Origin of the sequence: Streptomyces sp. NPDC059743 (assembly GCF_042732975.1) — a bacterium.
Lineage (GTDB): Bacteria > Actinomycetota > Actinomycetes > Streptomycetales > Streptomycetaceae > Streptomyces.
In genome coordinates this window covers 426,287-449,414 of the sequence record NZ_JBHWGS010000004.1, presented here as the reverse complement: position 1 = coordinate 449,414, position 23,128 = coordinate 426,287, and the positions used below count along the sequence as shown (strand labels likewise).

Sequence of the window (23,128 nt, the reverse complement as noted above, 5' to 3'; positions counted from 1 at the left end):
ATAGTGAAGCCGCACCGCCCGGCCGTGGGCTGCTGCTCCTGCCCCGTAGCAGGCTCAGTCCTCCAGCAGCCAGGTGAGGATCCTGGGAAGGGCGTGCAGGGCGGCGAAGTGCGCGGCGGCCGGTTCCAGCACGACCGTCGCGCTCGGGATGCGCTCCGCGAGCCAGCGGGAGTGGCCGACCGGTGAGAAGACGTCCTGCTCGCCGTGCCACAGCAGCACCGGGCCCTGGATACGGGCGGGATCGAAACCCCAAGGGCTGGAGAAGGCGATGGCGTCGTCGATCCAGCCGTACGCCGAACCGCGCAGCCCTTCCTGGTAGTTGCGCAGCAGCATCGTTCTGACTCCGGCGTCGGCGACCACCATGCGGTCGGAGTCCGTCAGCTCTCTGCGCAGCTCGTCCAGCAGCCGCATCGGGTCCTTCCTGATCGCGTCCGCGCGCGGGATGAACCGCGCGGCCATGCCGTCCGGATCCTTGGACGCGGCGGTGTACTCCAGGACATTGGAGGCGGCCATGCCCTCGAACCAGTCGAGCCCGTCGGCGTCCCGCGGGGCGAGTGTGACCAGCGCCGCGGTACGGGTCACCCGCTCGGGCATCAGCGCGGCGCAGGCCAGGGCGTGCGGAGCGCCGCCCGAGCGGCCCACGACGGCGAACCGTTCGAGCCCGAGGGCGTCGGCGATCGCCGCCACGTCCTGGGCCACATCGGCCACACTGCGGCCCTCCAGCCGGTCCGAACCTCCGTATCCCGGGCGGTCGTAGGCGATGAGCTGCATCCCTCGCTGGTACAGCACCATGCCGCGCGGGGCAGGGCCCAGCCTGCTGCCCGGTGTGCCGTGCAGCAGAAAGACCGGTCTGCCGCGCGGATCCCCCAGACGCTCCACCATCAGATGCCGCCCGTCCGCCGCGCGCAGCCGACGTCGCAACTCCCGCCCCCTTCGTCATATGCGCCTCGGCCATGACCTCGGCACAGAGCTGTGCCCTCCGTACAAGAGCTGTACAAGAGCCCGGTTCATGTTGATTGTCCCGGGCCGGAGCCGATTGCATAAGGCCGATCCGCGCTCCGGTGGGGACGGATTCAGGACAGGACTAGTCCTCACCCGTTGATGACACGGCAGTTGCACCGAGTGTTCGCAAACGGAACGGACACTCTCTGACCTCGGCCGCCCGACAGGCCCGCCGCCCGGTCGGCTTGTGGTACGTCCGTCCGGAAGTCGGCCTTGTGTACGGCCGGTCGGTCTCGGAATAGTGGGCGGCTCCTACTCCGTGTCAGGTCACCCCACATGCCCTGGCGCGGTTCCCCCACAGGAGGCCGACATTGAACCACCGGCGCATATCGAGGAAAAAGGCGACGGCGGCGGGCGGTGCCGTGATCGCACTGGTCGTCGCGGGAATCACCTTCCAGACTGCGAACGCCAGTGAGGAAACACCTCAGTTCGAGGTCAAGACACTCACGGCCAAGGCGGCCGGAAATCTCGCTTCCGTCCTCGGCGAAGATCTGGGCGGCGCCGCCGCCGGTTCGTACTACGACGCCGAGTCCGGGGCCCTGGTGATGAATGTCGTCGACGAGCGGGCGGCCGAGACCGTACGCCGGGCCGGCGGCAGGGCCAGGGTGGTCCAGAACTCCCTGGCCGAGCTGAGGAGCGCCCGGCAGGCCCTCGCGGACCGGGCGGCCGTGCCCGGTACGTCCTGGGCGGTCGACCCGGTGACCAACAAGGTGGTCGTCACAGCCGACCGTACGGTCGAGGGCGAGGCCTGGGACACGCTCAGCGGAGTGGTGGAAGGACTCGGCGGCAAGGCCGAACTGAAGAGAACGGCCGGGGAGTTCACGCCCTTCGTCGCAGGCGGCGACGCCATCACGGGCGGCGGCGGTCGCTGCTCGCTCGGCTTCAACGTGGTCAAGGACGGCGCGCCGTACTTCCTGACCGCCGGGCACTGCACGGAGGCCATCCAGACCTGGTCCGACGCGCAGGGCACCGTGATCGGGACGAACGAGGGATCCAGCTTCCCGGACAACGACTACGGCCTGGTCAGGTACACCGCGGAGGTCGCGCACCCGAGCGAGGTCAATCTCTACGACGGCTCCAGCCGGCCGATCACCGGTGCGGCCGACCCGACGGTCGGCCAGCAGGTGACGCGGAGCGGCTCCACCACACAGGTGCACGACGGACAGGTCACCGGACTCGACGCCACCGTGAACTACGGCAACGGTGACATCGTCAACGGGCTGATCCAGACCTCGGTCTGCGCGGAACCGGGCGACAGCGGCGGCTCGCTCTTCGCGGGCGACACCGCGCTCGGACTGACCTCGGGCGGCAGCGGTGACTGCTCCTCGGGCGGTGTGACGTTCTTCCAGCCGGTGACGGAGGCACTCGCCGTATTCGACGCCCAAATCGGCTGACACCCCACGAGCCCACCCAAAGAGCCCGGACCACCCACGGTGGCCCGGGCCCTTCGCGCTGCGCGGGGTCTCTCCCGCAGGAACGGTCGGCGTGGCTGCGGGAGCCGTCCGGGCGGTGGGCGGGCGGTGGGTGAGGGCCGCCTGCGTGGTGGGGGTTCGGCCGCGGTGGGAGTTCCGGCGGGCGGTGCCTTGGTTAATCTGCACGGGTGACCACCGATCTGACTCTGCTGCCGCGTGTCGCCTGTCGCGGGCAGGAGGTCACCGCGCCTCGGCTCCGGGGTCTCCTTGCGCTGCTCGCGGGCGACTTGCGCGCGGGGTGCAGCATCGAGCGGCTTGTGGCGGGGCTGTGGCCGGGCGAGTTGCCGGAGCGGCCGGGGAAGGCGTTGCAGGTCCTTGTGTCCAGGGCGCGGGCGCAGCTGGGTGCCGATGTGATCGTAAGCACGCCGACCGGATACCGGCTCGCCCTCGCCGAGGACCAGGTCGACAGCTCCGCCCTGTTGCTGCACGCCGCGGCGAGCGCGGACCGGGCCAGGGCCGGGGACCACGCGGGATCGCTGGCTGCGGCCGAGGCCGGGCTCGCGCTGTGGAAGGACACCCCTGATGCGGATGGTGACACCGACGACCCGGTAGCCGCGTTGCGCGCCGAGCGCGCCCCGGTCCGCGGCACGCTCGTACGCGCGCAGGCGCTCGCGCTCGCCCGGCTCGGGCGGCACGCGGAGGCCGCCGGGCCGCTGGCCGTGGCCGCCTCGGAGCATCCGCGCGACGAGGAGGTGCTCGCCGAGCTGCTGCGCGGCGAGGCGGCGACGGCGGGCCCGTCCGCCGCGCTGGTGCGGTACGAGGCGTACCGCCGTGAGCTGCGCGAGACGCTCGGCACGGATCCGGGCGCCGGGCTCAAGGCCGTACAGCAGGAGCTGCTGCGCGGCGAGTCGCCCGTGGTCAGGCACGGCGTGCCGCACGAGCCGAACCCGCTCCTCGGCCGGGACGAGGACATCGCGGCGGTGGAGCGGCTGCTGCGCGCCTCCCGCGCCGTCACCGTCGTCGGCCCCGGCGGCCTCGGCAAGACCCGGCTCGCGCACGCCGTCAGCCGCCGGGCCGAGCAGCGCGTGGTGTATTTCGTGCCGCTCGCCGGCGTCACGGCGGACGAGGACGTGGCCGCGGAGGTGGCCTCCGCGCTCGGCGCGGGCGAAGGTCGGCCCGGCGCCATGAGCGGCCACGTTCCGGCCGATGCGGTGTCCGGCATCCTCGGTGTGCTCGGCGCCGGGCCCGCGCTGCTGGTCCTGGACAACTGCGAGCAGGTCATCGCCGGTGCCGCCGGCCTCGTACAGGCCCTGGTCTCGTCCTCGAAGGACCTGCGGGTCCTCGCCACCAGCCGGGCCCCGCTGGGCCTCACGTCGGAGGCGGTGTACGCGCTCCCGGAGCTGGGTCTCGACATCTCCGTCGAGTTGTTCACCCAGCGGGCCCGGGCCGCCCGGCCGGGCGTGGAGCTGCCGCCGGACGCGGTGGCCGGGCTGTGCCGCCACCTTGACGGGCTGCCGCTCGCCGTGGAGCTGGCCGCGGCGCGGGTGCGGGTGCTGTCGGTGCCGGAGATCGCCCGGCGCCTCGGCGACCGGTTCGCGCTGCTGCGCGGCGGGGCCCGGGACATACCGGAGCGCCACCGCACGCTGCACGCGGTCGTGGAGTGGAGCTGGAACCTGCTCGCGGAGGACGCCCGGGCGGCGCTGCGCACGCTGTCCGTCTTCCCCGGCGGCTTCTCGGGTGAAGCGGCCGAGCACGTCCTCGGCGAGGACGCGCTGCTTCTACTGGAGCAGTTGGCCGGTCAGTCGCTGCTCACCGTCGCCGACACCCCGGCCGGCGTGCGGTTCCGGATGCTGGAGACCGTACGGGAGTTCAGCGCGGCCCGGCGTACGGAGGCGGGCGAGGACGAGAAGGCCGTCGGCCAATTCCTCGCCTGGGCACGGGACTTCGGGGTCGCGCACCACGACGTACTCCTCGGCTCGGAACCCCTGGCCGCCTGGGAGCGGATCAAGGCCGAGCAGGACAACCTCGTACTGGCCCTGCGGTACGCCCTGGCCCGTGACGCCCTGGCCCGTAACCGTGACGCGCCGGCCCGTGACGCCTTGGCCCGTACGGACGGCCCCGCCATCGCCGCCCTCACCGCCGTCCTCGCCGCTTTGTGGTCCACCGACTCCAACTACCCCCGCCTCGTCGCCCTCGCCGCCGACACCGGCCCGCCGCTGTCGCACTACTACCCCGAGCCCGCATACGTCGAGGTCGCCCGCGCCGCCGCGGTGTCGTGCACGGCGGCCCTGCTCATGGGCACCGGCCCGCGCGCCGTACGCCAGCTCGTCACCCTCCGGCGGCTGCCCCCGGCCCCGCCGGACACGCTGCTGCGGGCCGCCGCGGTGGTGCTGAGCGCGGTCCCCGAGATGCTGCCTCCCGACTACGCCGTGCTGCGGGGGCTCTGCGACAGCGAGCAGCCGCTGGTCGCCGGCATGGCCGAGTCCATCGCCACCTACGTCTGGGAGTACGAGCACGACCTCGACCGCGCGCTCGTCTCGGCCCGCCGGATGATCGCCGGACTGGCCCCGGCCGACAATCCGTCGATGCAGCTCATGGGGCATTCCCGGCTGAGCGAGCTGTACTTGCGGACGGGGCGGGGCGAGGAAGCGTACGGGCACCTCAAGGCGGTGCTCAAGGTACTGCCGCGCCTCAACGACGGGCGCGACTACATCTTCATCCGCACGTCCCTCGTCCTCGCCTGCCTCCAGCGCGGCGACCCCGACGAGGCCGAGTACTGGCTGCGGCAGGCGGAGAGCGACAACACCCCGCAGCACGACGACTTCTACCGTTCCGACCTCGGCGGGCGCGCCGAGATCGCGCTCGCCCGCGGACTGACGGAGGTCGGGCTCGGCCTGTGGCGCGGCGCCGTGGAGCGCATGCTCGCGGTCGGTTCGATGCGCGGCGGCGATGCCTGGCTCGACCCGTGGGCGTTCCTGATCCAGTCGGTGGCGGTGACGGCGCACGCGCACGCCGGCCGGCTCGGGCCGGTCGCGGAGGTGGTCGACCGGCTGCGGCAGCGGCTGCGGACGCTGCTCTCCGATCCGGTCGGCTCGCCTTCCGAGCTTCCCTTGTTCGGCACGATGCTGCACGCCCTCGGCATGGCGGGGCTCGCGTCCGGCGAGGCCGGTGCCGGTGCCGTACGGATGATCGCGCTGGCCGAACGGCTGGGGGTGATGCGGGAGTTCCAGCCGACGATGTCGGAAGCCCGTGCCCGGCAGGCTGCCGAGGAGGCCGACAGGGCGGCGTACACCGACGCGGTGTCGGAGTACGCCGCCCTGGAGCGGGACGAGCTGCGTGAGGCGGCCCGCGCTGTCATGGCGGTTACTTCGGATCGCGGTTGAACAGCGACGTCGACCAGCGGTAGCCGAGCGCGGTCAGGCCGACGCACCAGGCGATCGCGATCCACCCGTTGTTGCCGATCTCGGTGCCGAGCAGCAGGCCGCGCAGGGTTTCGATGGCCGGGGTGAAGGGCTGGTACTCGGCGATCGGCTGGAACCAGCCCGGCATCGTGTCGGCCGGGATGAAGGCGCTGGAAATGAGCGGGAGGAGGATGAGCGGCATGGCCATGTTGCTGGCCGCCTCGGGGTTCGGGCTCGCCATGCCCATCCCGACCGCGATCCAGGTGAGCGCCAGGGTGAACAGCGAGAGCAGCCCGAACGCCGCCAGCCACTCCAGGGCCGTGGCGTCCGTGGAGCGGAAGCCGATGGCCACGGCGACGGCACCGACGAGGACCAGGCTGGCAAGCACCTGTAGCACGCTGCCGACGACGTGTCCGATGAGCACCGACCCGCGGTAGACCGCCATCGTACGGAAGCGGGCGATGAGGCCCTCGGTCATGTCCATGGAGACGGACACCGCGGCCCCGATCACGGTGGAGCCGATGGTCATCATCAGGAGGCCCGGGACGATATAGGCGATGTAGTCGGAGCGGTCGGCGCCGCCGCCACCGATGCCCGCGCTCATCACGTCTCCGAAGATGTAGACGAAGAGCAGCAGCAGCATGATCGGCGTGAGCAGCAGGTTCAGGGTCATGGACGGGTAGCGCCGGACGTGCAGCAGGTTGCGGCGCAGCATCGTGTTCGAGTCACGTACGGCGAGGGAGAGGGCGCTCATCGGACGGTCTCCTTGGGCTGGTTGGGGACGTTGGTCCCGTGGCTGGGGACGTTGGTGCCGCCGGTCAGGGCGAAGAACACGTCGTCGAGGTCGGGGGTGTGTACGGTCAGCTCGTCCGCCTCGATGCCGGCCGAGTCCAGCCAGTTGAGGATGGAGCGCAGCTCGCGCTGGCTGCCGTCGCTGGGGATCTGGAGCGACAGCGCCTCGTCGTCCCTGGTGACCTCCCGCAGGGCGACGGCGGCGGACTGGTACGCGGACGGGTCGGTGAAGCGGAGCCGGACGTGCCCGCCCGGGATGAGCCGCTTCAGCTCGTCGGCGCTCCCTTCGGCGGCGATCTTGCCGTCGTTCAGCACCGCGACACGGTCGGAGAGTTCGTCGGCCTCCTCCAGATACTGGGTGGTGAGGAAGACGGTGACGCCGCCGGAGACCAGCTCGCGGATGATCCCCCACATGTTGTGGCGGCTGCGCGGGTCGAGGCCGGTGGTCGGCTCATCGAGGAAGAGGATCCGCGGGTCGCCGACCAGCGTCATGGCGAGGTCGAGGCGGCGCTTCATGCCGCCGGAGTAGGTGGAGGCGGGTTTCTTCGCGGCCTCGGTGAGGTCGAAGCGCTCCAGCAGCTCGGCGGTGGTACGGCGGCCCTCACTGCGGGAGAGATGGTGCAGGTCCGCCATGAGGAGCATGTTCTCCTCGCCGGTGATCAGGCCGTCGACGGCGGAGAACTGCCCGGTGACGCCGATCGCGGCCCGCACGGCCTGCGGTTCGGCGGCCAGGTCGTGGCCGCCGACGTGCAGGTCGCCGGCGTCGGCGGTGATGAGGGTGGAGAGGATCTTGACGGCGGTGGTCTTGCCTGCGCCGTTCGGGCCGAGCAGGGAGAAGACGGTGCCGGCCGGCACCGCCAGATCGATGCCGTCGAGGACCGTCTTGTCCCCGTAGGCCTTACGCAGCCCCTTGGCCGCGATGGCGAGAGAGTGCGATGTCGTTGTCGTCATGCCGCAGAGGTTGCGGCAGGGCGCGTTCAGCGCGGTTTCAGCATGGTTTCAGCGCCCTGGAACCGGGGTTGCCCGGGGTACGATCACGACCGGAATGGACGCTCGTTTCTTTGGCATCGCTGATCTGGTCGAAGCCCCGTCCGTGGCGGTCGTGGTCGACGTCATGCGTGCTTTCACCGTGGCTGCCTGGGCCTTTGCCCAGGGGGCGGAAAAGATCGTTCTTGCTGAGTCGCTGGACGAAGCCCTGGCGCTCAAGGCTCGCCACCCGGATTGGGTGGCGCTCAAAGACGGTCCGTCCGCTCCTGGGTTCGACATGGTCAACTCGCCGGGCCTGCTGCGGTCTGTTGACCTTGGCGGACGGACCGTTGTGCAGAAAACCACGGCAGGGACGGTCGGCGCCCTTGCGGTCAAGGAGGCGTCGCTGGTGCTGTGTGCCGGCTTCGTGGTGGCGGAGGCAACGGCTCAGCTCTTGCGGACGCGCAAGAGTGACAGTGTCACGTTCGTGGTCACTGGCGAAGATGGTCAGGCCGATGAAGATCTGGCGTGCGCTCAATACATCGCTCGGAGAGCCACCAAGGCTGGGACGGATGCTGCTGAGTTCCTCCGCCGCGCTGCCGAGTCACGCGCCGCCGCCGAACTGGCGGAGGGTGTGCGTCAAGGAGTGCACCCTGATGACGTCGCACTCTGTCTTGAGCTCGACCGGTTTCCCTTTGCCATGGTGGCGACCTTGGAAGGCTCGCTCATGGTCCTGCGTCCGTGCGCCGTGCTTTCGCCGGCCGGCGACGCCTCGATCTGATAAGCGAGAGCCGGCATCCGGGCGGGTATGCGGCATCAGCTGCATGCCCCGATGACGGTGGTTCGGGGTGGCGGCAGGCGGCAGGCGGCTGACCCGAGTTGTGTCGGCCCTGGAGTTTTTACCGACGCGTAACTTCCCTTCCCTGCTTTACCCGTGCGTAACTTAGCTCAGCGCCACCATCTTTGTGGTCCGGGCCACAGGGCTGACAGACATCGCCATTTCCCTTGAGCCGCAAGGAGATCGCACGATGCTGCCCTGGAAACGCGCGCTCGGACCACTGACCGCGCTGTTGCTGGCCGTCACCTTCCTGGCCACTCCCGCCGTTGCCGCGACCCCCACCGCCGCGACGTCCGTTCCCACCGCCGCTGTTACGACCTCCACCGCTGTCTCCGCGTCGAGCAGCGGCTGGAACGACTACTCCTGCAAGCCCTCTACAGCCCATCCCCGCCCGGTCGTTCTCGTCCACGGCACCTTCGCGAACGCCATCGACAACTGGCTCGGCCTCGCGCCGTATCTGGTGAACCGGGGCTACTGCGTCTTCTCGCTCGACTACGGACAACTCCCCGGCGTACCGCTGCTCTACGGTCTGGGCCCCATCGACGCCTCGGCCGGACAGCTCGCCGCCTATGTCGACAAGGTGCTCGCGGCCACCGGCGCCGCGAAGGTCGATATCGTCGGCCACTCCCAGGGCGGCATGATGCCGCGTCACTATCTGAAGTTCCTCGGCGGAGCGGCCAAGGTGAACGCCCTGGTCGGCCTCGCTCCCGACAACCACGGCACCACTCTGCTCGGACTGACCGGACTGCTCCGGTACTTCCCGGGAATAGGAGACCTGCTGAACGAGAAGACTCCCGCGCTCGCCGACCAGGTGGCCGGATCCGCCTTCCTCACCAAGCTCAACGCGGGCGGCGACACCGTACCCGGAGTGCGCTACACCGTGATCGCCACCCGTTACGACGAGATCGTCACTCCGTACCGGTCACAGTTCCTGAGCGGCCCCGACGTACGCAATGTGCTGCTCCAGGACCTGTGCCCGCTGGACTTCTCCGAGCACGCGGCGATCGGGCTGATCGACCGGATCGCCTTCCACGAGGTCACCAACGCCCTCGATCCGGCGCACGCGACACCGACCACCTGCGCCTCGGTGATCGGCTGACGCGCGCGCCGCAGGTGTCAGCGGCCGTGCCGGGCGGACGGTACGGCCCTGCGCCTGGCCGCGGCGAACAGCAGGGCGGCGCCGATGGCGAGGACCGACGTTCCGCCGATCGCGAGATACGAGGTGGCGCCGGAGCCGCCGGTCTCGGCGAGGTTCTGCTGTCCGGTGGCGGGCTGCTCGGCGGCGGGCTGTGGCTGTTCGGCGGCGGCGCCGACGGCCTTCGTCTCGGGGGAGTTGGCGTCGCCGTAGGCCTCGGTGTCGGCGGTGTCGGCGTTGGCAGTGGTGTCGGTGTTATCGGTGCCGGCGTTGTCGGTGTCAGCACCGGTGGTGTCGGCGGTGGTGTCGGTGTGTGCGCCGGTGTCACCGTGGCCGTTGTGTTCGACGGTGGACTTGTCCGCGCCGTCCGCGATCTCCTCGTCGGTGGGCGCGGAGGCCGTCGGCGCGGGCGTCGCCGGAGTGCCGCCGCCCGCAGCGCCGTTGTCCTTGCCGAAGACCACGTCGGAGCAGGTGTAGAAGGCCTCGGGGCTGTCCGAACGCTGCCAGATCGAGTAGATGAGATGGCGGCCCGACTTGTTGGGAACGATCCCGCCGAAGACGTACTCGCCGTTCTCCAGCTTCGGATCGGTGACCTTGAGGAACGGCTTCGCCTCCAGATCCGACCACTTCAGCGGCTTGCCCGGGTCGTAGCCGTCCTTGGTGAGATACAGCTCGAAGGAGCCCTTGTGCGGCGCGGTGGCCTTGTAGCGGAAGGTCCTGTTGCCCGCCGTCATCGCGGACGACGGCCAGTCGCCGCGCGCCAGATCGAGTCCCTTGTACTTGTCCCGGCCCGCGCTGCACAGCTTTCCGTCCGGGATCAACTGCTGGTGATTCCCGGCCGCGTTGGCGATATTGACCTCGTTCCAGTCGTAGAACGCCTGTGTGCCACTGGCCGCGACCGCCGCCCGGCACGCCGCCGACTTCGGGCTCTCGGGCCCTTCGGCGTAACAGGCGGCGACCCGGCTGACCGGATCCGTCAGCGACCCATGAGCGACGGCCGGAGCGGCGGCGATCCCGGTCAGCGCGAGCGGGACAAGACCGAGGACGACGATTCCGGCGGCCGTACGGCGAGCGGTCATGAGCAGGTTCTCCTTCGGAACGGCGCTGGCGGAACGCGCCGGAGCGACAGACGACCTCCCCGTCGAACGCCGCCCCGGCGATCAGCAAGCTAGCCCCTGAGAACCCCGGAATCGGCTGCTCGGACGAGGTGAGAGCCATCCTTATGCCGCAGTTAAGGTGAACCTAAGAGTCGGCTCAGGAAGCCGCTCGGCGGCGGCCCGGGAAGCCGTTCATGCAGCCGCTCACGCGGGCGCCCGGCAGGGACTCGGGTAGGGTAGGGCGTCGCAGGCAGTGCGTGGACCTATCGAAGGAGGCGAGACCCATTACCGCTGTAGCAGGTCGGGTGCTCCCTCCCCGTGGCCGTGCGGTTCATCGGACATAGGTGACCGCCGGGAGTGCCCATCGGCATTCCGAAAGGCTCCCCATGTCAGCTTCACCGTCATCTTCTGCTCCGTCCGACGTCGTCAGCAGGCTCCGGGCCGCGGGCTGTGTCTTCGCCGAGGACGAGGCGCGTCTGCTCGTCTCCACCGCAGGGACCGCGGCCGAACTCGCCGTGATGGTGGACCGGCGCGTCGCCGGGCTGCCTCTTGAGCATGTGCTCGGCTGGGCCGAGTTCTGCGGTCTGCGGATCGCCGTGGATCCCGGGGTGTTTGTACCGCGCCGCCGTACCGAGTTCCTCGTCCGGGAGGCCGCCGCTCTTGCCCGGCCGCGCGCCGTCGTGGTCGATCTGTGCTGCGGCTCGGGCGCGTTGGGCGCGGCGCTGGTCGCGGCCCTGGACCGGGCCGAGCTGTACGCCACCGATATCGATCCCGCCGCGGTGCGGTGCGCGCGGCGCAATGTCGACGCCGTCGGCGGCCGGGTGTACGAGGGCGATCTCTACGATCCGCTGCCGAGCGCACTGAGGGGCCAGGTGGACGTACTGCTCGCCAATGTGCCGTACGTACCGACCGAGGAGGTCGGACTGCTGCCTCCGGAGGCCCGGATACATGAGGCGCGCGTGGCCCTCGACGGCGGCGCGGACGGGCTCGACGTCCTGCGGCGCGTGACGGCGGGCGCGCCCGGGTGGCTGGCGCCGGGCGGTTCCCTGCTGGTCGAGACGAGCGAACGTCAGGCGGCCCTGGCGGTGGAGACCTTCGCAGAGAGCGGACTGGTCCCGCGTGTGGCCCGCTCGGAGGAGCTGTACGCCACGGTGGTCATCGGAACCAGACCGGCCCCGGGGCCGACGGTCTGAGCCCAGCTTCGCACCGGCTCGGGCCGTCGGCTCGTGCCGGTACGGGAAGCCCTCAGCCCGTCCAGCGGTAGCGGCGTTCCGGGCGGCCCGTGCCGCCGTAGCGGAGGGAGATCTCCGCCCGGCCCGTCTCCGCGAAGTACTCCAGATAGCGCCGGGCGCTCACCCGGGACAGTGCTCCCGCGTCCGCGCACTCCGTCGCCGACAGACCGTCCTTGTGCTTGCGCAGAATGCCCTCCACCAGATCGGCCGTGTGGGCCGCCAGGCCCTTGGGCAGCGCGCGGCTGCCGGGCGGGCGCGTGCCGAAGATATGGTCGACGTCCTCCTGACGCGCCTCGCCGAGACCCGCGAGGCGCGTACGCAGGGAGGCGATGTGCCGCAACTGCTCCTGAAGCGCGCCCTGGTTGAAGGGCTTGATCAGATAGTGCAGCGCGCCCGCGCGCAGCGCCGCGCGGATCACTCCCGCGTCCCGCGCCGCCGTGATGAACAGCGCGTCGACGCTGACCCGGCTTCTGTCCCGCTCCTCCGCCGCCCGTAGTTCGCGCAGTACGGCGATACCGTCCATATCGGGCAGATAGATGTCGAGCAGGACAAGATCCGGCCTCAGCCGCTCGGCCGCGCGCAGCGCTTCGGCGCCGTTGTGCGCCACTCCGACGACCGTGAAACCGTCCAGCGCGGACACATAGCGGCTGTGCAGTTTCGCGACCATGAAGTCGTCGTCCACCACCAGCACTTTCGTCACGCCGACACGCTAAGCCGCGACCTCAATGACCACAACGTCCGTTGATTCCGGAAGCGAGACAGCTTGTTAACGCACAGGCAACATGTGGCCCACTTCACAAGCTTTCCGAAAGGCGGCAGACGTGCGATTGCGCACCCCTCTGGCCCTGCTCGGGTCGGCGCTACTGGTGCTGGTGGGGCCGCCGTTGCTCTCGTCGGGCAGTGGCGCGGACACCGGTACGCAGATACCCGGCCTGCGGTTCATGGTCCCCAACACCCCAGGCGGCGGTTACGACATCACCGCCCGCACCATGGCCAAGAACGCCGAGGACGGAGAACTCACCCACAACATCGAGGTGTTCAACCTGCCGGGCGCCGGCGGCACCGTCGGTCTCACCCGGCTCGTCGGTGAACACGGCAACGGCAAGCTCGCCATGTCGATGGGCCTCGGTGTGGTCGGTGCCGTCCACACCAACAAGACGCCCAAGACGCTCGCCGACACGACACCGATCGCCCGGATCACCGAGGAGTCCGACATCGTCGTCGTCGGCAAGGACTCTCCGTACCGGACGATCGGCGAGCTGATCGAGGCCTGGCGGGCCGATCCGGCCAAGGTGCCCGTAGGCGGCGGCTCCTCGCCCGGCGGACCCGACCATCTCGCTCCCATGCTGATGGCGAAGGCCGCCGGGATCGCGCCGAAGACCGTCAACTACATCCCGTTCGACGGCGGTGGCGAACTCCTCGCCTCGATCCTCGGCAACAAGGTCGCCTTCGGCGTCTCCGGCCTCGGCGAGTACCTCGACCAGATCAAGGCGGGTGAGCTACGGCTCCTCGCGGTCACCGGACCCGAGCGGATACCCGGCCTCGACGCGCCCACGCTCCGTGAGTCCGGTCTCGACACCGACTTCACCAACTGGCGCGGTGTCGTGGCACCGCCCGGCCTCTCCGACGCCGAACGCACCAAGCTGCTCGCCTTCTTCGACACGCTGCACGACTCGCCGCGGTGGCGGGAGTCCCTGAAGAAGAACGGCTGGGACGACGCCTATCTCCCGGGCGACGAGTTCGGCGAGTTCCTCGCCGAGGAGGACCGGCGTGTGGACTCCGTCCTGAAGGAGCTGGGACTGTGAACAGCGAGACCGGTACGTCTGGTTCGTCCAGTACATCTGATGTGTCTGGAAACCCAGGCACGCCTGCATCCAAAGCCCCACAAGCCCCACAAACCACACAAGCACTGCAAGCCTCGCAAATACCGGCCGCCCCGCGCGGCTCATGGCTGCGCGAGCATTCCGAGCTCGGTGTCAGCCTGCTGCTGCTCGTCCTCGGCGTCCTCGTCCTCACCGACGCGCTCACCATGAACGTCGACATCACCCAGCGCGGCCCGGTCGGCCCCAGGACCGTCCCGGTCGTCGTCGGTGTCGGCCTGCTCGTCGTCGCCGTACTGCTCACCCTGGACGTCCTGCGCGGCGGCCGTGGCGAGGCGGAGGGCGGCGAGGACATCGATCTGAGCGAGCCCAGCGACTGGCGTACGGTCCTGCTCCTCGCCGGCGTCTTCCTCGCGAACGCCGTGCTCATCGGACCGCTCGGCTTCCCGGTCTCGGGCGCCCTGCTCTTCTGGGGCTCGGCGTACGCGCTCGGCAGCCGCCACTACGACCGTGATCCGCTGATCGCCGCGGGCCTCTCGCTCGTCACCTACTTCGTCTTCGACAACCTGCTCGGTGTCCCCCTGCCCGGTGGCCCGCTGATGGGGGTGCTGTAACCGATGGACTCCCTCAACTCCCTTCTGGACGGCTTCGGTACGGCGCTCACGCCGATGAATCTGCTCTGGGCCGCGATCGGTGTGCTGCTCGGCACGGCGATCGGTGTATTGCCCGGCATCGGGCCCGCCATGGCGGTCGCGCTGCTGCTCCCGGTGACATACGGACTCGACCCGACCGGCGCGTTCATCATGTTCGCCGGTATCTACTACGGTGCGATGTTCGGCGGCTCCACCACCTCGATCCTGCTCAACACACCGGGCGAGAGCGCGGCGGTCGTGGCCGCGATCGAGGGCAATCCGATGGCCAAGGCGGGACGTGGCGCCCAGGCGCTGGCCGCCGCCGCGGGCGGGCACTTCGCGGGCGGTATGATCGGCACGATCCTGCTGGTGGTCCTGGCGCCGACCGTGGCATCGCTCGCCGTGGACATCGGCGCGCCCGACTACTTCGCGATCATGGTGCTGGCGTTCATCGCCGTCACCTCCGTGCTCGGCTCGTCCCGAATCCGCGGTCTCGCCTCGCTGCTCATCGGTCTCACGCTCGGTCTGGTCGGCCTCGACCAGATGACCGGTCAGCAGCGGCTGACCTTCGGCGCGCTGCAACTCGCCGACGGCATCGATGTGGTGATCGTCGCGGTCGGTCTCTTCGCGATCGGCGAGGCCCTCTGGGTCGCCGCGCATCTGCGCCGCTCCACCGGCGAGGCGATCCCGGTCGGCCGTCCCTGGCTCGGCAGGAACGACATCCGGCGCACCTGGCGGCCGTGGCTGCGCGGCCCGGTCATCGGCTTCCCGTTCGGCGCGATTCCGGCTGGCGGCGCGGAGATCCCGACCTTCCTCTCGTATGTCACCGAGAAGCGGCTCTCCAAGCACAAGGACGAGTTCGGCAAGGGCGCGATCGAGGGCGTGGCGGGACCCGAGTCCGCGGCCTCCGCCTCGGCGGCCGGGACGCTGGTCTCGATGCTGACGCTCGGACTGCCCACGACGGCCGTCGCCGCCGTGATGCTGGCCGCCTTCCAGCAGTACGGTATCCAGCCGGGACCGCTGCTCTTCGAACGCGAACCCGACCTGGTCTGGGGCCTGATCGCCTCGCTCTTCGTCGGTATGGTCCTGCTGCTCGCGCTCAATCTGCCGCTCGCGCCGGTCTGGGCGAAGCTGCTGCGCATCCCGCGGCCGTATCTCTACGCGGGAATCCTCTTCTTCGCGGCCGTCGGCGCGTACGCGGTCGGCGGCGAGGCGCTGGACCTGGTGATCCTGCTGATCATCGGCCTGATCGGCTTCGGGATGCGACGGTACGGACTGCCGGTGCTGCCGGCCGTGATCGGCGTCATCCTCGGCCCGGCCGCCGAACAGCAGCTCCGCCGCGCCCTCCAGATCAGCGACGGCAGCGTGACCGGCCTGGTCAACACACCGTTCTCGGTGACGGTGTACGCCGTGATCGTGCTGCTGCTGGCCTGGCCGGGCATACGAAAACTGATCACCACACGCCGCCGCCCCAAAGCGAGCACCTGACCCGCCCCCGCCCCCCGACCCCACCAGAGCCGGATGTCCCGCCCTGCCCCATGAGGGCGGGCCATCCGGCTCGCCGAGACCGGCCGGTGTTCAGGGTTCGCCCCGGTTGTGGGCGTCTCAGGTCAGGGCGCGGACGTGGCGTATTTCCGAGGCGCAGATCTTGTAGCCGAACCATCGGTTGATCGCCAGCATCGGGCCGTTCTCGGCGTCGTTGGCGGTGTAGGCGTCCGTGTAGCCGGCGGCGCGGGCGCGGTGGAGGGAGTGGGATTTGGCGAGTTTGGCGAGGCCTTGGCCGCGGTAGGCGCGCAGTGTGCCGGTCATGCCGGACGCGTAGCGGGTACGGGCGTCCGTGTGGGCCGCTGTGAAGGCGGCGACGCGGCCGTCGATCATCACCACCGTGGTGAGGTCGCGGTCCAGCAATGGGTGGTTCCAGGTGTGGTTCAGCCAGTCCGCGTAGTCGTCGAAGTCGGTGCTGATGTCGCTCGGTTCGTCGGAGGTGGTCTCCGCGTCGGCCTCGAACAGCGGCCGGGGATCGTCCGCGAAGTCCGCCGCTGTGCGCAGTTCGAACCCGGGCGGCAGCGGCGGCGGCTCCGGCAGTGTGGCTTCGGCCAGATCGAGACGCTGGAAGTGCGCCGGGCGCGTCGGCCGGTAGCCGTGGCGCTCGGCGAAGGCCCGGCTCGACGGCTCGTCCAGCGCCCAGGCGTAGACGCTTGTCGCGCCCTCGGCCGCGAGATGCTCCTCCGCCGTACGGAGCAGCAGCGAGCCCGCGCCCCGGCCCCGGCGCTCCGGATGGACCTGCGGAGTGACGGACGACTGGCCGGGATCGTCACTGTCGTAGGCGATGCCGGTATGGGCCGAGCCGATCAGCTCGCCGTCCTCCTCGGCGAGCAACAGCCGGTACTTCTTCGCGGGATTGGCGTGCGCCACATCGAAGAGGAGAGCCTCCTCCGTCGTCACCTGGAAAGGAACGCAGGCCCGTCGCAGCCGGACCACGGCTCCGGCGTCCTCGCTGCGGAAGTCACGGACGATCACAGTCATGGAGCGGCACGGTACGCGCGCACTCCGCCGGGCCGCCTCCCCTTTTTCCACGGCTCCGTTTCTCCACCGCCTCTCCGCCGCCCTGTTCCCGGTGAGGGAGAATCGAGCCGTGACCTTGAAGATCGTGATCGACCCGGCCGCCGCGACCGCTCCGTACGAGCAGCTCCGTACACAGATCTCGGCGCGGGCGCGCTCCGGCGCGCTGCCCGTGGGATACCGGCTGCCGACCGTACGCGGACTCGCCGAGGAGCTGGGACTGGCCGCCAACACCGTCGCCAAGGCCTATCGCGCGCTGGAGTCCGACGGAGTGATCGAGACCCGGGGCAGGAACGGTACGTTCATCGCCGCCGCCGGTGATGCCGCCGAGCGCGAGGCCGCGAGCGCCGCGCTGGCGTACGCGGAGCGCGCGCGGCGGCTGGGCCTCGACCGGGCAGCCGCGCTGGCCGCCGCCGAGGAGGCGCTGCGGGCCGTCTACGCGAACTGACCGCGCGCCCACCCGGACGCGTGCCCGGCACCGAGAGACCGTCGGAGCATCAGAGATAGAGGCCCGCGTCCGAGCCCGCCTGCTGGGCCGGGACCGAGGCCGGGCCGCTGCCCCGGCGCAGCGCGTACAGCTCGGCCAGCGTCGCGCCCTCGCGGCCGACCGACGCCTCCCAGTCGCCGTCCTCCCTGCTGAGCCAGGACAGCGCCTCCGACCGGGTCAGCGAGCCGACCTCGATCCTGGCCAGACAGCGGCCGGGACGGACCACCGCCGGATGCAGCCGCTCCAGATCCTCATTGGTCGTCACGCCCACCAGAACGTTCCTGCCCTGTCCCAGCAGACCGTCCGTGAGATTCAGCAGCCGCGACAGCGCCTGGCCCGCCGTGTGCTTGGCCTCGCCGCGGATCAGCTCGTCGCAGTCCTCCAGGAGCAGCAGCCGCCAGCGGCCCTTGGCCGAGCCGTCGTCCTCGCCGATCGCGATGTCCATCAGATAGCCGACGTCGTTGAAGAGCCGCTCCGGGTCCAGTACGCAGTCGACCTGGCACCAGTCGCGCCAGGAGCGGGCCAGCGTACGCAGCGCCGAGGTCTTGCCGGTGCCCGGCGGGCCGTGCAGCAGGAGCAGCCGGCCCGCGATGTCGTCCGGTGTCACCTTCATCAGCCGGTCCATCGCGTCGGCCACCGGCGCGGTGTAGTTGGGCCTGACCTCGTCCCAGGTGCCCGCGGCGATCTGCCGGGTGGTGCGGTGCGGGCCGCGCCTGGGCGACACGTACCAGAAGCCCATCGTCACATTCTCCGGCTGCGGCTCCGGCTCGTCCTGCGCGCCGTCGGTCGCCTGCTCATGGATCTTCTCGGCGAGTTCACGGCTGACGGCCGTGACGGTGACATCCGCGCCACGGTTCCAGCGCGAGACGAGCAGCGTCCATCCGTCGCCCTCCGCGAGCGTCGCGCTGCGGTCGTCGTCGCGCGCCGAGCGCAGCACGGCGGCGCCGGGCGGGAGCAGCGTGACGCCCGACCTGACGCGGTCGATCGTCGAGCTGTACGAGTACGGCTGCTCGCCCGTCGCGAAACGGCCGAGGAACAGCGCGTCGACCACATCCGACGGCGAGTCGCTGTCGTCGACGGTGAGCCGGATCGGCAGTGCGTCCTGAGGCTTGGCAGACATGCCGCCCATGATCCGGCACGGGGACGGCCGATGCACGGTGTTTTGACTCCGGCGGCGGGCCGCGCCGGAACCGTCGGGCCCGGTCCCGGCCGACGGCCGCCGTACGGCCGGGACATCGGCGGGCAGTTGATCCGGCCTTGTCATGGCCGGCCGGCGGACACCGTACGGCCCAGCGCGACCGCCCGGCGGGCGCGGCGCACCACGGCATACGCCTTGGTCAGCGCCCGGTCGCCGGCGAAGGCACGGGCGACCGCCTGTCCCTCGACCAGCCGTCCGAACTCCTCGATCCCGGTGGTGCGCCGTACGGTCACCCGCTCCAGGGCGTACGGGCCCTGGCCGCGCCGCGCCAGCGCGTTGCCCACCGCCACCGACTGGGCGAACCCGGCCGCGCGGACCGTACGCCGTACCCGCCGGCTGGAGTAGCCGTACGGATACGCGAACGAGCCGGGCGCCGTGCCCAGCTCCTCGGCGATGATCTCCCGGCAGCGCCGGACCTCGGCACCGAGCCGCTCGTCGTCCAGCTGGTCCAGCTCGGGATGGGTGTGGCTGTGGCCGCCGATCTCCAGGCCCGCGGCGGCCAGTTCCCGTGTCTGGTCCCAGTCGAGCATGGCGTCGAGGGCGCCGCCCTCGTCGTACGGTCCGCGCAGCCAGCCGGTCGAGACGAACACGGTGGCGGTGAAGGAGCACGAGGAGAGAACGGGCAGGGCGTGCCGGTGCACGCCCTCGTAACCGTCGTCGAAGGTGATCAGCACGGGCCGAGGCGGCAGCGGCCGAGGCGGCAGCGGGCCACCGGTCCGCCAGGCGGCGGCGAGCCGCGCCGTGGTGACCGGAGTGAATCCGCGTGCGTGGAGCAGCTCCATCTGCTCGGTGAAGTCCTCGGGCGAGACGGACAGGGCGCGGGTCGCGGGAGCGGGCCGGTGTCCGACGGCGTGGTACATGAGGATCGGTACGGCCGCCAGTGGCCCGGACGGGCCCGGCGGACGCTCCGCCGCCGGGCCCGTCGGAGCGTTCGTCATACGGCGGCTCCTCGCGGATCGCGGGCGCTCCGGCCCGTGGTGACCAGCGCGGTAGGCGCGGACGCCGGTGCGCCAGCGTCGGCGGTGATCGGTGCGCCCGCCTCCTGCGCCGGAGCCACCGCGTCCGGAACAACCGTGCCCGCCGCCTCCGCCGAAGTCGCCGCATCCACTGGCGTGACCGCCTCCGGCGTAGCCCACCGGTCCGTCGCCGCCGTTCGCGCCGCCGGGCCCGATTCGATCGGGCCCGACGAGAAGGCGGCCTCCCCGCCACGGGTACGGAAGCGGCCCACCAGATAGCCGGCCGCCGCCGTGGTCACACCCGCCACGATCGCACCGGCGCGGCCCGCGCCGCCACGGCGTCCCAGCGCCGCGTCACGCAGCCCGCGCGCGACACCCGCCGGCAGTACGCGGGTGGTGTAACGGCGCTCGGATTCGAGCCCCTTGTCCGCCCCCACGCTCCGGGCGACCAGCGCCTTGGAGAGTCCCTCGGCATACGTACGGGTACGGAAGTAGCCGAACCGCCGGCGCTCCGCCGGGACCTTGTGGTGGATGACCGACCGGTCGTCGATCAGAATCACACCGTCCGGTACGGCCCTGCTGAGCCGGATGCACAGCTCCGTCTCCTCGCAGCCCAGCGGACGCTTGTCGCCGTCGCGGCCGATGCCCGTCGCGAACCCGCCGGCGGCGTCGAACGCGGTCCGCCGGAAAGAGGCGTTCCCGCCGAGCACATTGCGGACCCGTACCTTTCCACCGGGCAGCCCCCGGTACGTACAGCCGACGACCCAGTCGAACTCCTCGGGAAACCAGTCGGGCCTGTGCCCGGACGACCAGGCAGGCTCCGTCCGTCCGCCGACGGCCAGCACCCGTGGATCCTCGTACGCCTCGTCGAAGAACCGCAGCCAGTCGCGTTCGGCCACGGCGTCGTCGTCCAGGAACGCGACCAGCTCACCGCGGGCGGCGGCGATTCCGGTGTTGCGGCCCGCGGAGAGGCCGCGAGGGCCCGCGTTGGCGAGCACCCGTACCTCTCCGCGCGCCGCGTGCTCCTGGTACTCCCGGCCGAGTCGCTCCAGCAGCGCGGTGTTGTGGTCGACCACGAGCAGTGTCTCCAGGGCCGGCAGCGACTGCGTCCGCACCGAGTCGACGGCCGCGAGGATGTCGTCCCAGCGGTCCTCGGTGTAGACGCAGATCACCACGGAGAAGGGCCGGTGACGGTGGTTCAAGACACCTCTCCCCGTGGAATCGTGACCCGCAGCGCGGCCGTGCCGCCGCTCACGGCACGGGCCGTACGGGCCGCGAGGTCCATCCGTGGCGCCCGCGCGGCGCGGGCGGACCGTGGAACGCCCTTCTCCCGGAGGATCACTCCGAGGACCCGTAAGCCGTCCCGTACGGCTCTCAGATTGCTGACTCCATGGATCCGGTCGTACTCATGGCTCGGTATCTCCTGCACCTTCAGCCCGGCCTTGACGACCCGGATGTTCATCAGGGTCTCGACCTCGAATCCGGTGCAGTCCAGCGTGATGTCGTCCAGGCAGTGCCGCCAGAAGGCGTTGTAGCCGTAGCAGAGATCGGTGTAGCGGGCGCCGAACTTGGCGTTGACGACGGCGCACAGGACGCGGTTGCCGAGCTTGCGTATCGCCGTCATGTCGTCCGTGCCACCGCCGTTGGCGAAGCGCGAGCCCTTGGCGAAGTCGGCGCCGGAGACCAGGGCCGAGACATAGGAGACGATCTCCTGGCCGTCGGCCGAGCCGTCCGCGTCGACCATCACGATGATGTCGCCGGTGCACGCGGCGAATCCGCTGATCAGGGCATCGCCCTTGCCTTTGCCGCGCTGTGCGACGACCTTGACCTCGGGCCACAGCTCACGGGCCACCCGTACGGTGTCGTCGCTCGAATCGCCGTCCACGAGGACGACTTCATGGATCCAGTCGGGCAGTGTTCTGAAGACGTACGGAAGGTTCCGTGCCTCGTTCATCGCGGGAATCACCACGCTCACGGGCGGAGCGATGGCGAGATGCGAGGAGACGGGCCGGTAGTGCTGAGCAGTGACGCGTTCCGGTTCGCCGATCAAGGGATCTTCGCCCGGTACCGCCGGGCGCAGAAAAGCGCTCACGAGTCTCGTTCCCTCTCGTCCGGTGGACCGCCCGCCCCCGGGCGGTCCGGCTGAGTTTCCGGTTCGAAAGGGGGGTTCTCACCCCGGACATGACGGCATGGCACTCCGTGCTGAGCGGGTGAGCTTGTGGTACTGGCCGCGCGGCACGCGACTCGGTACCAGGTCCTGCCGGTCCTGCCGGACAGGCCCTGGTGCGGTCACCGAGCACGGCACCCCCCTACCGCGCCCCGCTCCGGGAGCCATCGCGACGCTTGAGCCCTCCCCTTGAGCCGCCGTGCCGATGGACCGATGCGGGTGGATGTACGACGGTATTGATGAATCGGACTGTATGGCAAGACCTGGGGCCTCGTCTCACGTTTTGGCTTCTTTGGCCGTACTTCGACGGTCACATCCGTAACATCCCTGATCGGATCCATTCGATCTCTTACGAACCGGGCGCCCGGGAAACCTCGGCGAAATGTTTTTGGCATGGACACTTCCAGCGAACTGAACTGACTGGTAACACAGTTCAGGCAGAGATCCTGCTCAGGGAGGTCCTATGAAACTGTCCCGAATCACGGCATTCTCGTCCTCGCTCCTGCTGGGCGCGGTGCTCGCTCTCACCGGAGCGGCCTCCGCCCAGTCCGCGGAACGAGTCGCCGCGGTCGACTATGTGGCGCTGGGGGACTCGTACTCCTCCGGCGTCGGCGCCGGCAGCTACGACAGCTCCAGCGGCAACTGCAAGCGCACGCCGAAGGCCTATCCGGCCCTCTGGGCAGCCGCGCACGCACCTTCGTCGTTCGCGTTCACGGCGTGCTCCGGTGCCCGTACGGGTGATGTGACCGCCAGTCAGCTCGGCCCGCTCGCGGCGGGCACCGACCTTGTCAGCATCAGCATCGGCGGCAACGACGCGGGCTTCGCCGATGTGATGACGACCTGTGTCCTCCAGTCGGAGGCCACCTGTCTCAGCCGGGTCGCGCAGGCCCGTAGCTTCGTCGACAGCACCCTGCCCGGAAACCTCAACTCGGTGTACTCGGCGATCAGAGCGAAGGCGCCCTCGGCCCGGGTGGTCGTCCTCGGCTATCCGCGCTTCTACCAGCTCAACGGGAACTGTGTCGTGGGCCTGAGCGAGAACGAGCGTGCCGCGATCAACGCCGCCGCCGACCATCTCAATCTGGTGACCTCCAAGCGGGCCGCCGACTACGGCTTCGCCTTCGCCGATGTCGCCCGGGCCTTCACCGGGCATGAGATCTGCTCGGGTTCGGCCTGGCTGCACAGCGTGAACTGGCTCAACATCGGCGAGTCGTACCACCCGACCGCCGCCGGTCAGTCGGGCGGCTATCTGCCGGTCTTCACCTCCGCCGCGTGACGGACGCAAGCAGTGGACAGCGGGAGTGGCGAACTGTCCAACTCGCCCTGAAATAAGATGGATCGAGCCATGGCCGTCAATCCCCGTACGGGTGTGGTTCATTGCCAAGGCGGGATACACGAGTGTCGGAAGGGGGCGATAGGGTTACCCTGCCCGGG

19 protein-coding genes and 1 pseudogene are annotated in these 23,128 nt (G+C 70.4%); 10 read left to right on the top strand and 10 right to left on the bottom strand.

Annotation, left to right across the window (positions count from 1 at the left end; all coding sequences use genetic code 11):
- Positions 1-54 precede the first annotated feature (54 nt).
- Positions 55-921, bottom strand: coding sequence for an alpha/beta fold hydrolase (locus ACFV6H_RS10235; protein WP_384777835.1), 867 nt, complete (start codon positions 919-921; stop codon positions 55-57).
- 392 nt (positions 922-1,313) lie between these two features.
- Here ACFV6H_RS10235 and ACFV6H_RS10230 point away from each other — a divergent pair, with 392 nt between their 5' ends.
- Positions 1,314-2,396, top strand: a complete 1,083-nt coding sequence (locus ACFV6H_RS10230) for a S1 family peptidase (RefSeq protein ID WP_385540311.1) — start codon at positions 1,314-1,316, stop codon at positions 2,394-2,396.
- Between the two features lie 206 nt (positions 2,397-2,602).
- Positions 2,603-5,797 carry an ATP-binding protein gene (locus ACFV6H_RS10225; RefSeq protein ID WP_385540310.1) on the top strand — a complete coding sequence of 1,065 codons (3,195 nt, stop codon included), beginning with the start codon at positions 2,603-2,605 and terminating at the stop codon, positions 5,795-5,797.
- Here the strand turns inward: ACFV6H_RS10225 and ACFV6H_RS10220 are convergent.
- Positions 5,778-6,569, bottom strand: a complete 792-nt coding sequence (locus ACFV6H_RS10220) for an ABC transporter permease (RefSeq protein ID WP_385540309.1) — start codon at positions 6,567-6,569, stop codon at positions 5,778-5,780. The two genes, ACFV6H_RS10225 and ACFV6H_RS10220, sit on opposite strands and share 20 nt — an antisense overlap.
- Complete coding sequence (locus tag ACFV6H_RS10215; protein ID WP_385540308.1) at positions 6,566-7,558, bottom strand: ATP-binding cassette domain-containing protein; 993 nt, start codon at positions 7,556-7,558, stop codon at positions 6,566-6,568. The genes ACFV6H_RS10220 and ACFV6H_RS10215 overlap by 4 nt, the downstream gene beginning before the upstream one ends.
- A 94-nt stretch (positions 7,559-7,652) precedes the next feature.
- Here ACFV6H_RS10215 and ACFV6H_RS10210 point away from each other — a divergent pair, with 94 nt between their 5' ends.
- Both ACFV6H_RS10210 and ACFV6H_RS10205 read left to right on the top strand, forming a co-directional pair.
- Positions 7,653-8,354, top strand: a complete 702-nt coding sequence (locus ACFV6H_RS10210) for a 2-phosphosulfolactate phosphatase (protein WP_384976770.1) — start codon at positions 7,653-7,655, stop codon at positions 8,352-8,354.
- Positions 8,355-8,601: 247 nt separating this feature from the next.
- Entirely contained in the window at positions 8,602-9,510 is a 909-nt protein-coding gene (locus tag ACFV6H_RS10205) for an esterase/lipase family protein (protein WP_385540307.1), read from the top strand.
- Between the two features lie 17 nt (positions 9,511-9,527).
- On the opposite strand, the gene ACFV6H_RS10200 is transcribed toward ACFV6H_RS10205, so the two are convergent.
- Positions 9,528-10,625 carry a lytic polysaccharide monooxygenase gene (locus ACFV6H_RS10200; protein ID WP_385540306.1) on the bottom strand — a complete coding sequence of 366 codons (1,098 nt, stop codon included), beginning with the start codon at positions 10,623-10,625 and terminating at the stop codon, positions 9,528-9,530.
- Between the two features lie 404 nt (positions 10,626-11,029).
- Here ACFV6H_RS10200 and ACFV6H_RS10195 point away from each other — a divergent pair, with 404 nt between their 5' ends.
- A complete protein-coding gene (locus ACFV6H_RS10195) occupies positions 11,030-11,836 on the top strand; it encodes a putative protein N(5)-glutamine methyltransferase (RefSeq protein ID WP_385540305.1) in 807 nt (268 codons plus the stop codon).
- 52 nt (positions 11,837-11,888) lie between these two features.
- Here ACFV6H_RS10195 and ACFV6H_RS10190 read toward each other — a convergent pair whose 3' ends face one another.
- Entirely contained in the window at positions 11,889-12,542 is a 654-nt protein-coding gene (locus ACFV6H_RS10190; protein ID WP_384777946.1) for a response regulator, read from the bottom strand.
- A gap of 154 nt (positions 12,543-12,696) precedes the next feature.
- Here ACFV6H_RS10190 and ACFV6H_RS10185 point away from each other — a divergent pair, with 154 nt between their 5' ends.
- From ACFV6H_RS10185 to ACFV6H_RS10175, 3 genes are all read left to right on the top strand, one after another.
- Positions 12,697-13,680: a Bug family tripartite tricarboxylate transporter substrate binding protein gene (locus ACFV6H_RS10185; protein ID WP_384976763.1), complete on the top strand. Its 984-nt coding sequence runs from the start codon at positions 12,697-12,699 to the stop codon at positions 13,678-13,680.
- Between the two features lie 104 nt (positions 13,681-13,784).
- Positions 13,785-14,309: a tripartite tricarboxylate transporter TctB family protein gene (locus ACFV6H_RS10180; RefSeq protein WP_385540426.1), complete on the top strand. Its 525-nt coding sequence runs from the start codon at positions 13,785-13,787 to the stop codon at positions 14,307-14,309.
- Between the two features lie 3 nt (positions 14,310-14,312).
- Positions 14,313-15,815, top strand: a complete 1,503-nt coding sequence (locus tag ACFV6H_RS10175) for a tripartite tricarboxylate transporter permease (RefSeq protein ID WP_384976761.1) — start codon at positions 14,313-14,315, stop codon at positions 15,813-15,815.
- Between the two features lie 117 nt (positions 15,816-15,932).
- Here the strand turns inward: ACFV6H_RS10175 and ACFV6H_RS10170 are convergent, their stop codons facing one another.
- The gene (locus ACFV6H_RS10170; protein WP_385540304.1) at positions 15,933-16,853 is read right to left on the bottom strand and encodes a GNAT family N-acetyltransferase; all 921 of its coding nucleotides are present in this window, start codon (positions 16,851-16,853) and stop codon (positions 15,933-15,935) included.
- A gap of 109 nt (positions 16,854-16,962) precedes the next feature.
- On the opposite strand from ACFV6H_RS10170, the gene ACFV6H_RS10165 reads away from it, so the two are divergent.
- On the top strand, positions 16,963-17,337 hold the full coding sequence (locus ACFV6H_RS10165) for a GntR family transcriptional regulator (protein WP_384777802.1): 375 nt from the start codon (positions 16,963-16,965) through the stop codon (positions 17,335-17,337).
- Between the two features lie 49 nt (positions 17,338-17,386).
- Here ACFV6H_RS10165 and ACFV6H_RS10160 read toward each other — a convergent pair whose 3' ends face one another.
- The 4 genes and pseudogenes from ACFV6H_RS10160 to ACFV6H_RS10145 form a co-directional block, all read right to left on the bottom strand.
- Positions 17,387-18,496: a DUF5925 domain-containing protein gene (locus tag ACFV6H_RS10160; protein WP_093604382.1), complete on the bottom strand. Its 1,110-nt coding sequence runs from the start codon at positions 18,494-18,496 to the stop codon at positions 17,387-17,389.
- A 140-nt stretch (positions 18,497-18,636) separates the two neighbouring features.
- Positions 18,637-19,434, bottom strand: a complete 798-nt coding sequence (locus tag ACFV6H_RS10155; protein WP_385540424.1) for a polysaccharide deacetylase family protein — start codon at positions 19,432-19,434, stop codon at positions 18,637-18,639.
- 311 nt (positions 19,435-19,745) lie between these two features.
- Positions 19,746-20,732, bottom strand: a pseudogene (locus ACFV6H_RS10150) (glycosyltransferase family 2 protein); the annotation flags it as partial.
- A complete protein-coding gene (locus ACFV6H_RS10145; protein ID WP_384777796.1) occupies positions 20,729-21,622 on the bottom strand; it encodes a glycosyltransferase family 2 protein in 894 nt (297 codons plus the stop codon). The gene ACFV6H_RS10145 and the pseudogene ACFV6H_RS10150, both read right to left, overlap by 4 nt.
- Positions 21,623-22,160: 538 nt before the next feature.
- On the opposite strand from ACFV6H_RS10145, the gene ACFV6H_RS10140 reads away from it, so the two are divergent.
- A complete protein-coding gene (locus ACFV6H_RS10140) occupies positions 22,161-22,970 on the top strand; it encodes an SGNH/GDSL hydrolase family protein (RefSeq protein ID WP_385540302.1) in 810 nt (269 codons plus the stop codon).
- Positions 22,971-23,128 lie beyond the last annotated feature (158 nt).

Excerpts from the sequence above, each read along its gene's own strand:
- ACFV6H_RS10220 (WP_385540309.1), bottom strand. The coding sequence starts at position 6,569 with ATGAGCGCCCTCTCCCTCGCCGTACGTGACTCGAACACGATGCTGCGC.
- ACFV6H_RS10215 (WP_385540308.1), bottom strand. The coding sequence starts at position 7,558 with ATGACGACAACGACATCGCACTCTCTCGCCATCGCGGCCAAGGGGCTG.
- ACFV6H_RS10210 (WP_384976770.1), top strand. The coding sequence starts at position 7,653 with ATGGACGCTCGTTTCTTTGGCATCGCTGATCTGGTCGAAGCCCCGTCC.
- ACFV6H_RS10205 (WP_385540307.1), top strand. The coding sequence starts at position 8,602 with ATGCTGCCCTGGAAACGCGCGCTCGGACCACTGACCGCGCTGTTGCTG.
- ACFV6H_RS10200 (WP_385540306.1), bottom strand. The coding sequence starts at position 10,625 with ATGACCGCTCGCCGTACGGCCGCCGGAATCGTCGTCCTCGGTCTTGTC.
- ACFV6H_RS10195 (WP_385540305.1), top strand. The coding sequence starts at position 11,030 with ATGTCAGCTTCACCGTCATCTTCTGCTCCGTCCGACGTCGTCAGCAGG.
- ACFV6H_RS10190 (WP_384777946.1), bottom strand. The coding sequence starts at position 12,542 with ATGGTCGCGAAACTGCACAGCCGCTATGTGTCCGCGCTGGACGGTTTC.
- ACFV6H_RS10175 (WP_384976761.1), top strand. The coding sequence starts at position 14,313 with ATGGACTCCCTCAACTCCCTTCTGGACGGCTTCGGTACGGCGCTCACG.
- ACFV6H_RS10170 (WP_385540304.1), bottom strand. The coding sequence starts at position 16,853 with ATGACTGTGATCGTCCGTGACTTCCGCAGCGAGGACGCCGGAGCCGTG.
- ACFV6H_RS10160 (WP_093604382.1), bottom strand. The coding sequence starts at position 18,496 with ATGTCTGCCAAGCCTCAGGACGCACTGCCGATCCGGCTCACCGTCGAC.
- ACFV6H_RS10155 (WP_385540424.1), bottom strand. The coding sequence starts at position 19,434 with ATGTACCACGCCGTCGGACACCGGCCCGCTCCCGCGACCCGCGCCCTG.
- ACFV6H_RS10140 (WP_385540302.1), top strand. The coding sequence starts at position 22,161 with ATGAAACTGTCCCGAATCACGGCATTCTCGTCCTCGCTCCTGCTGGGC.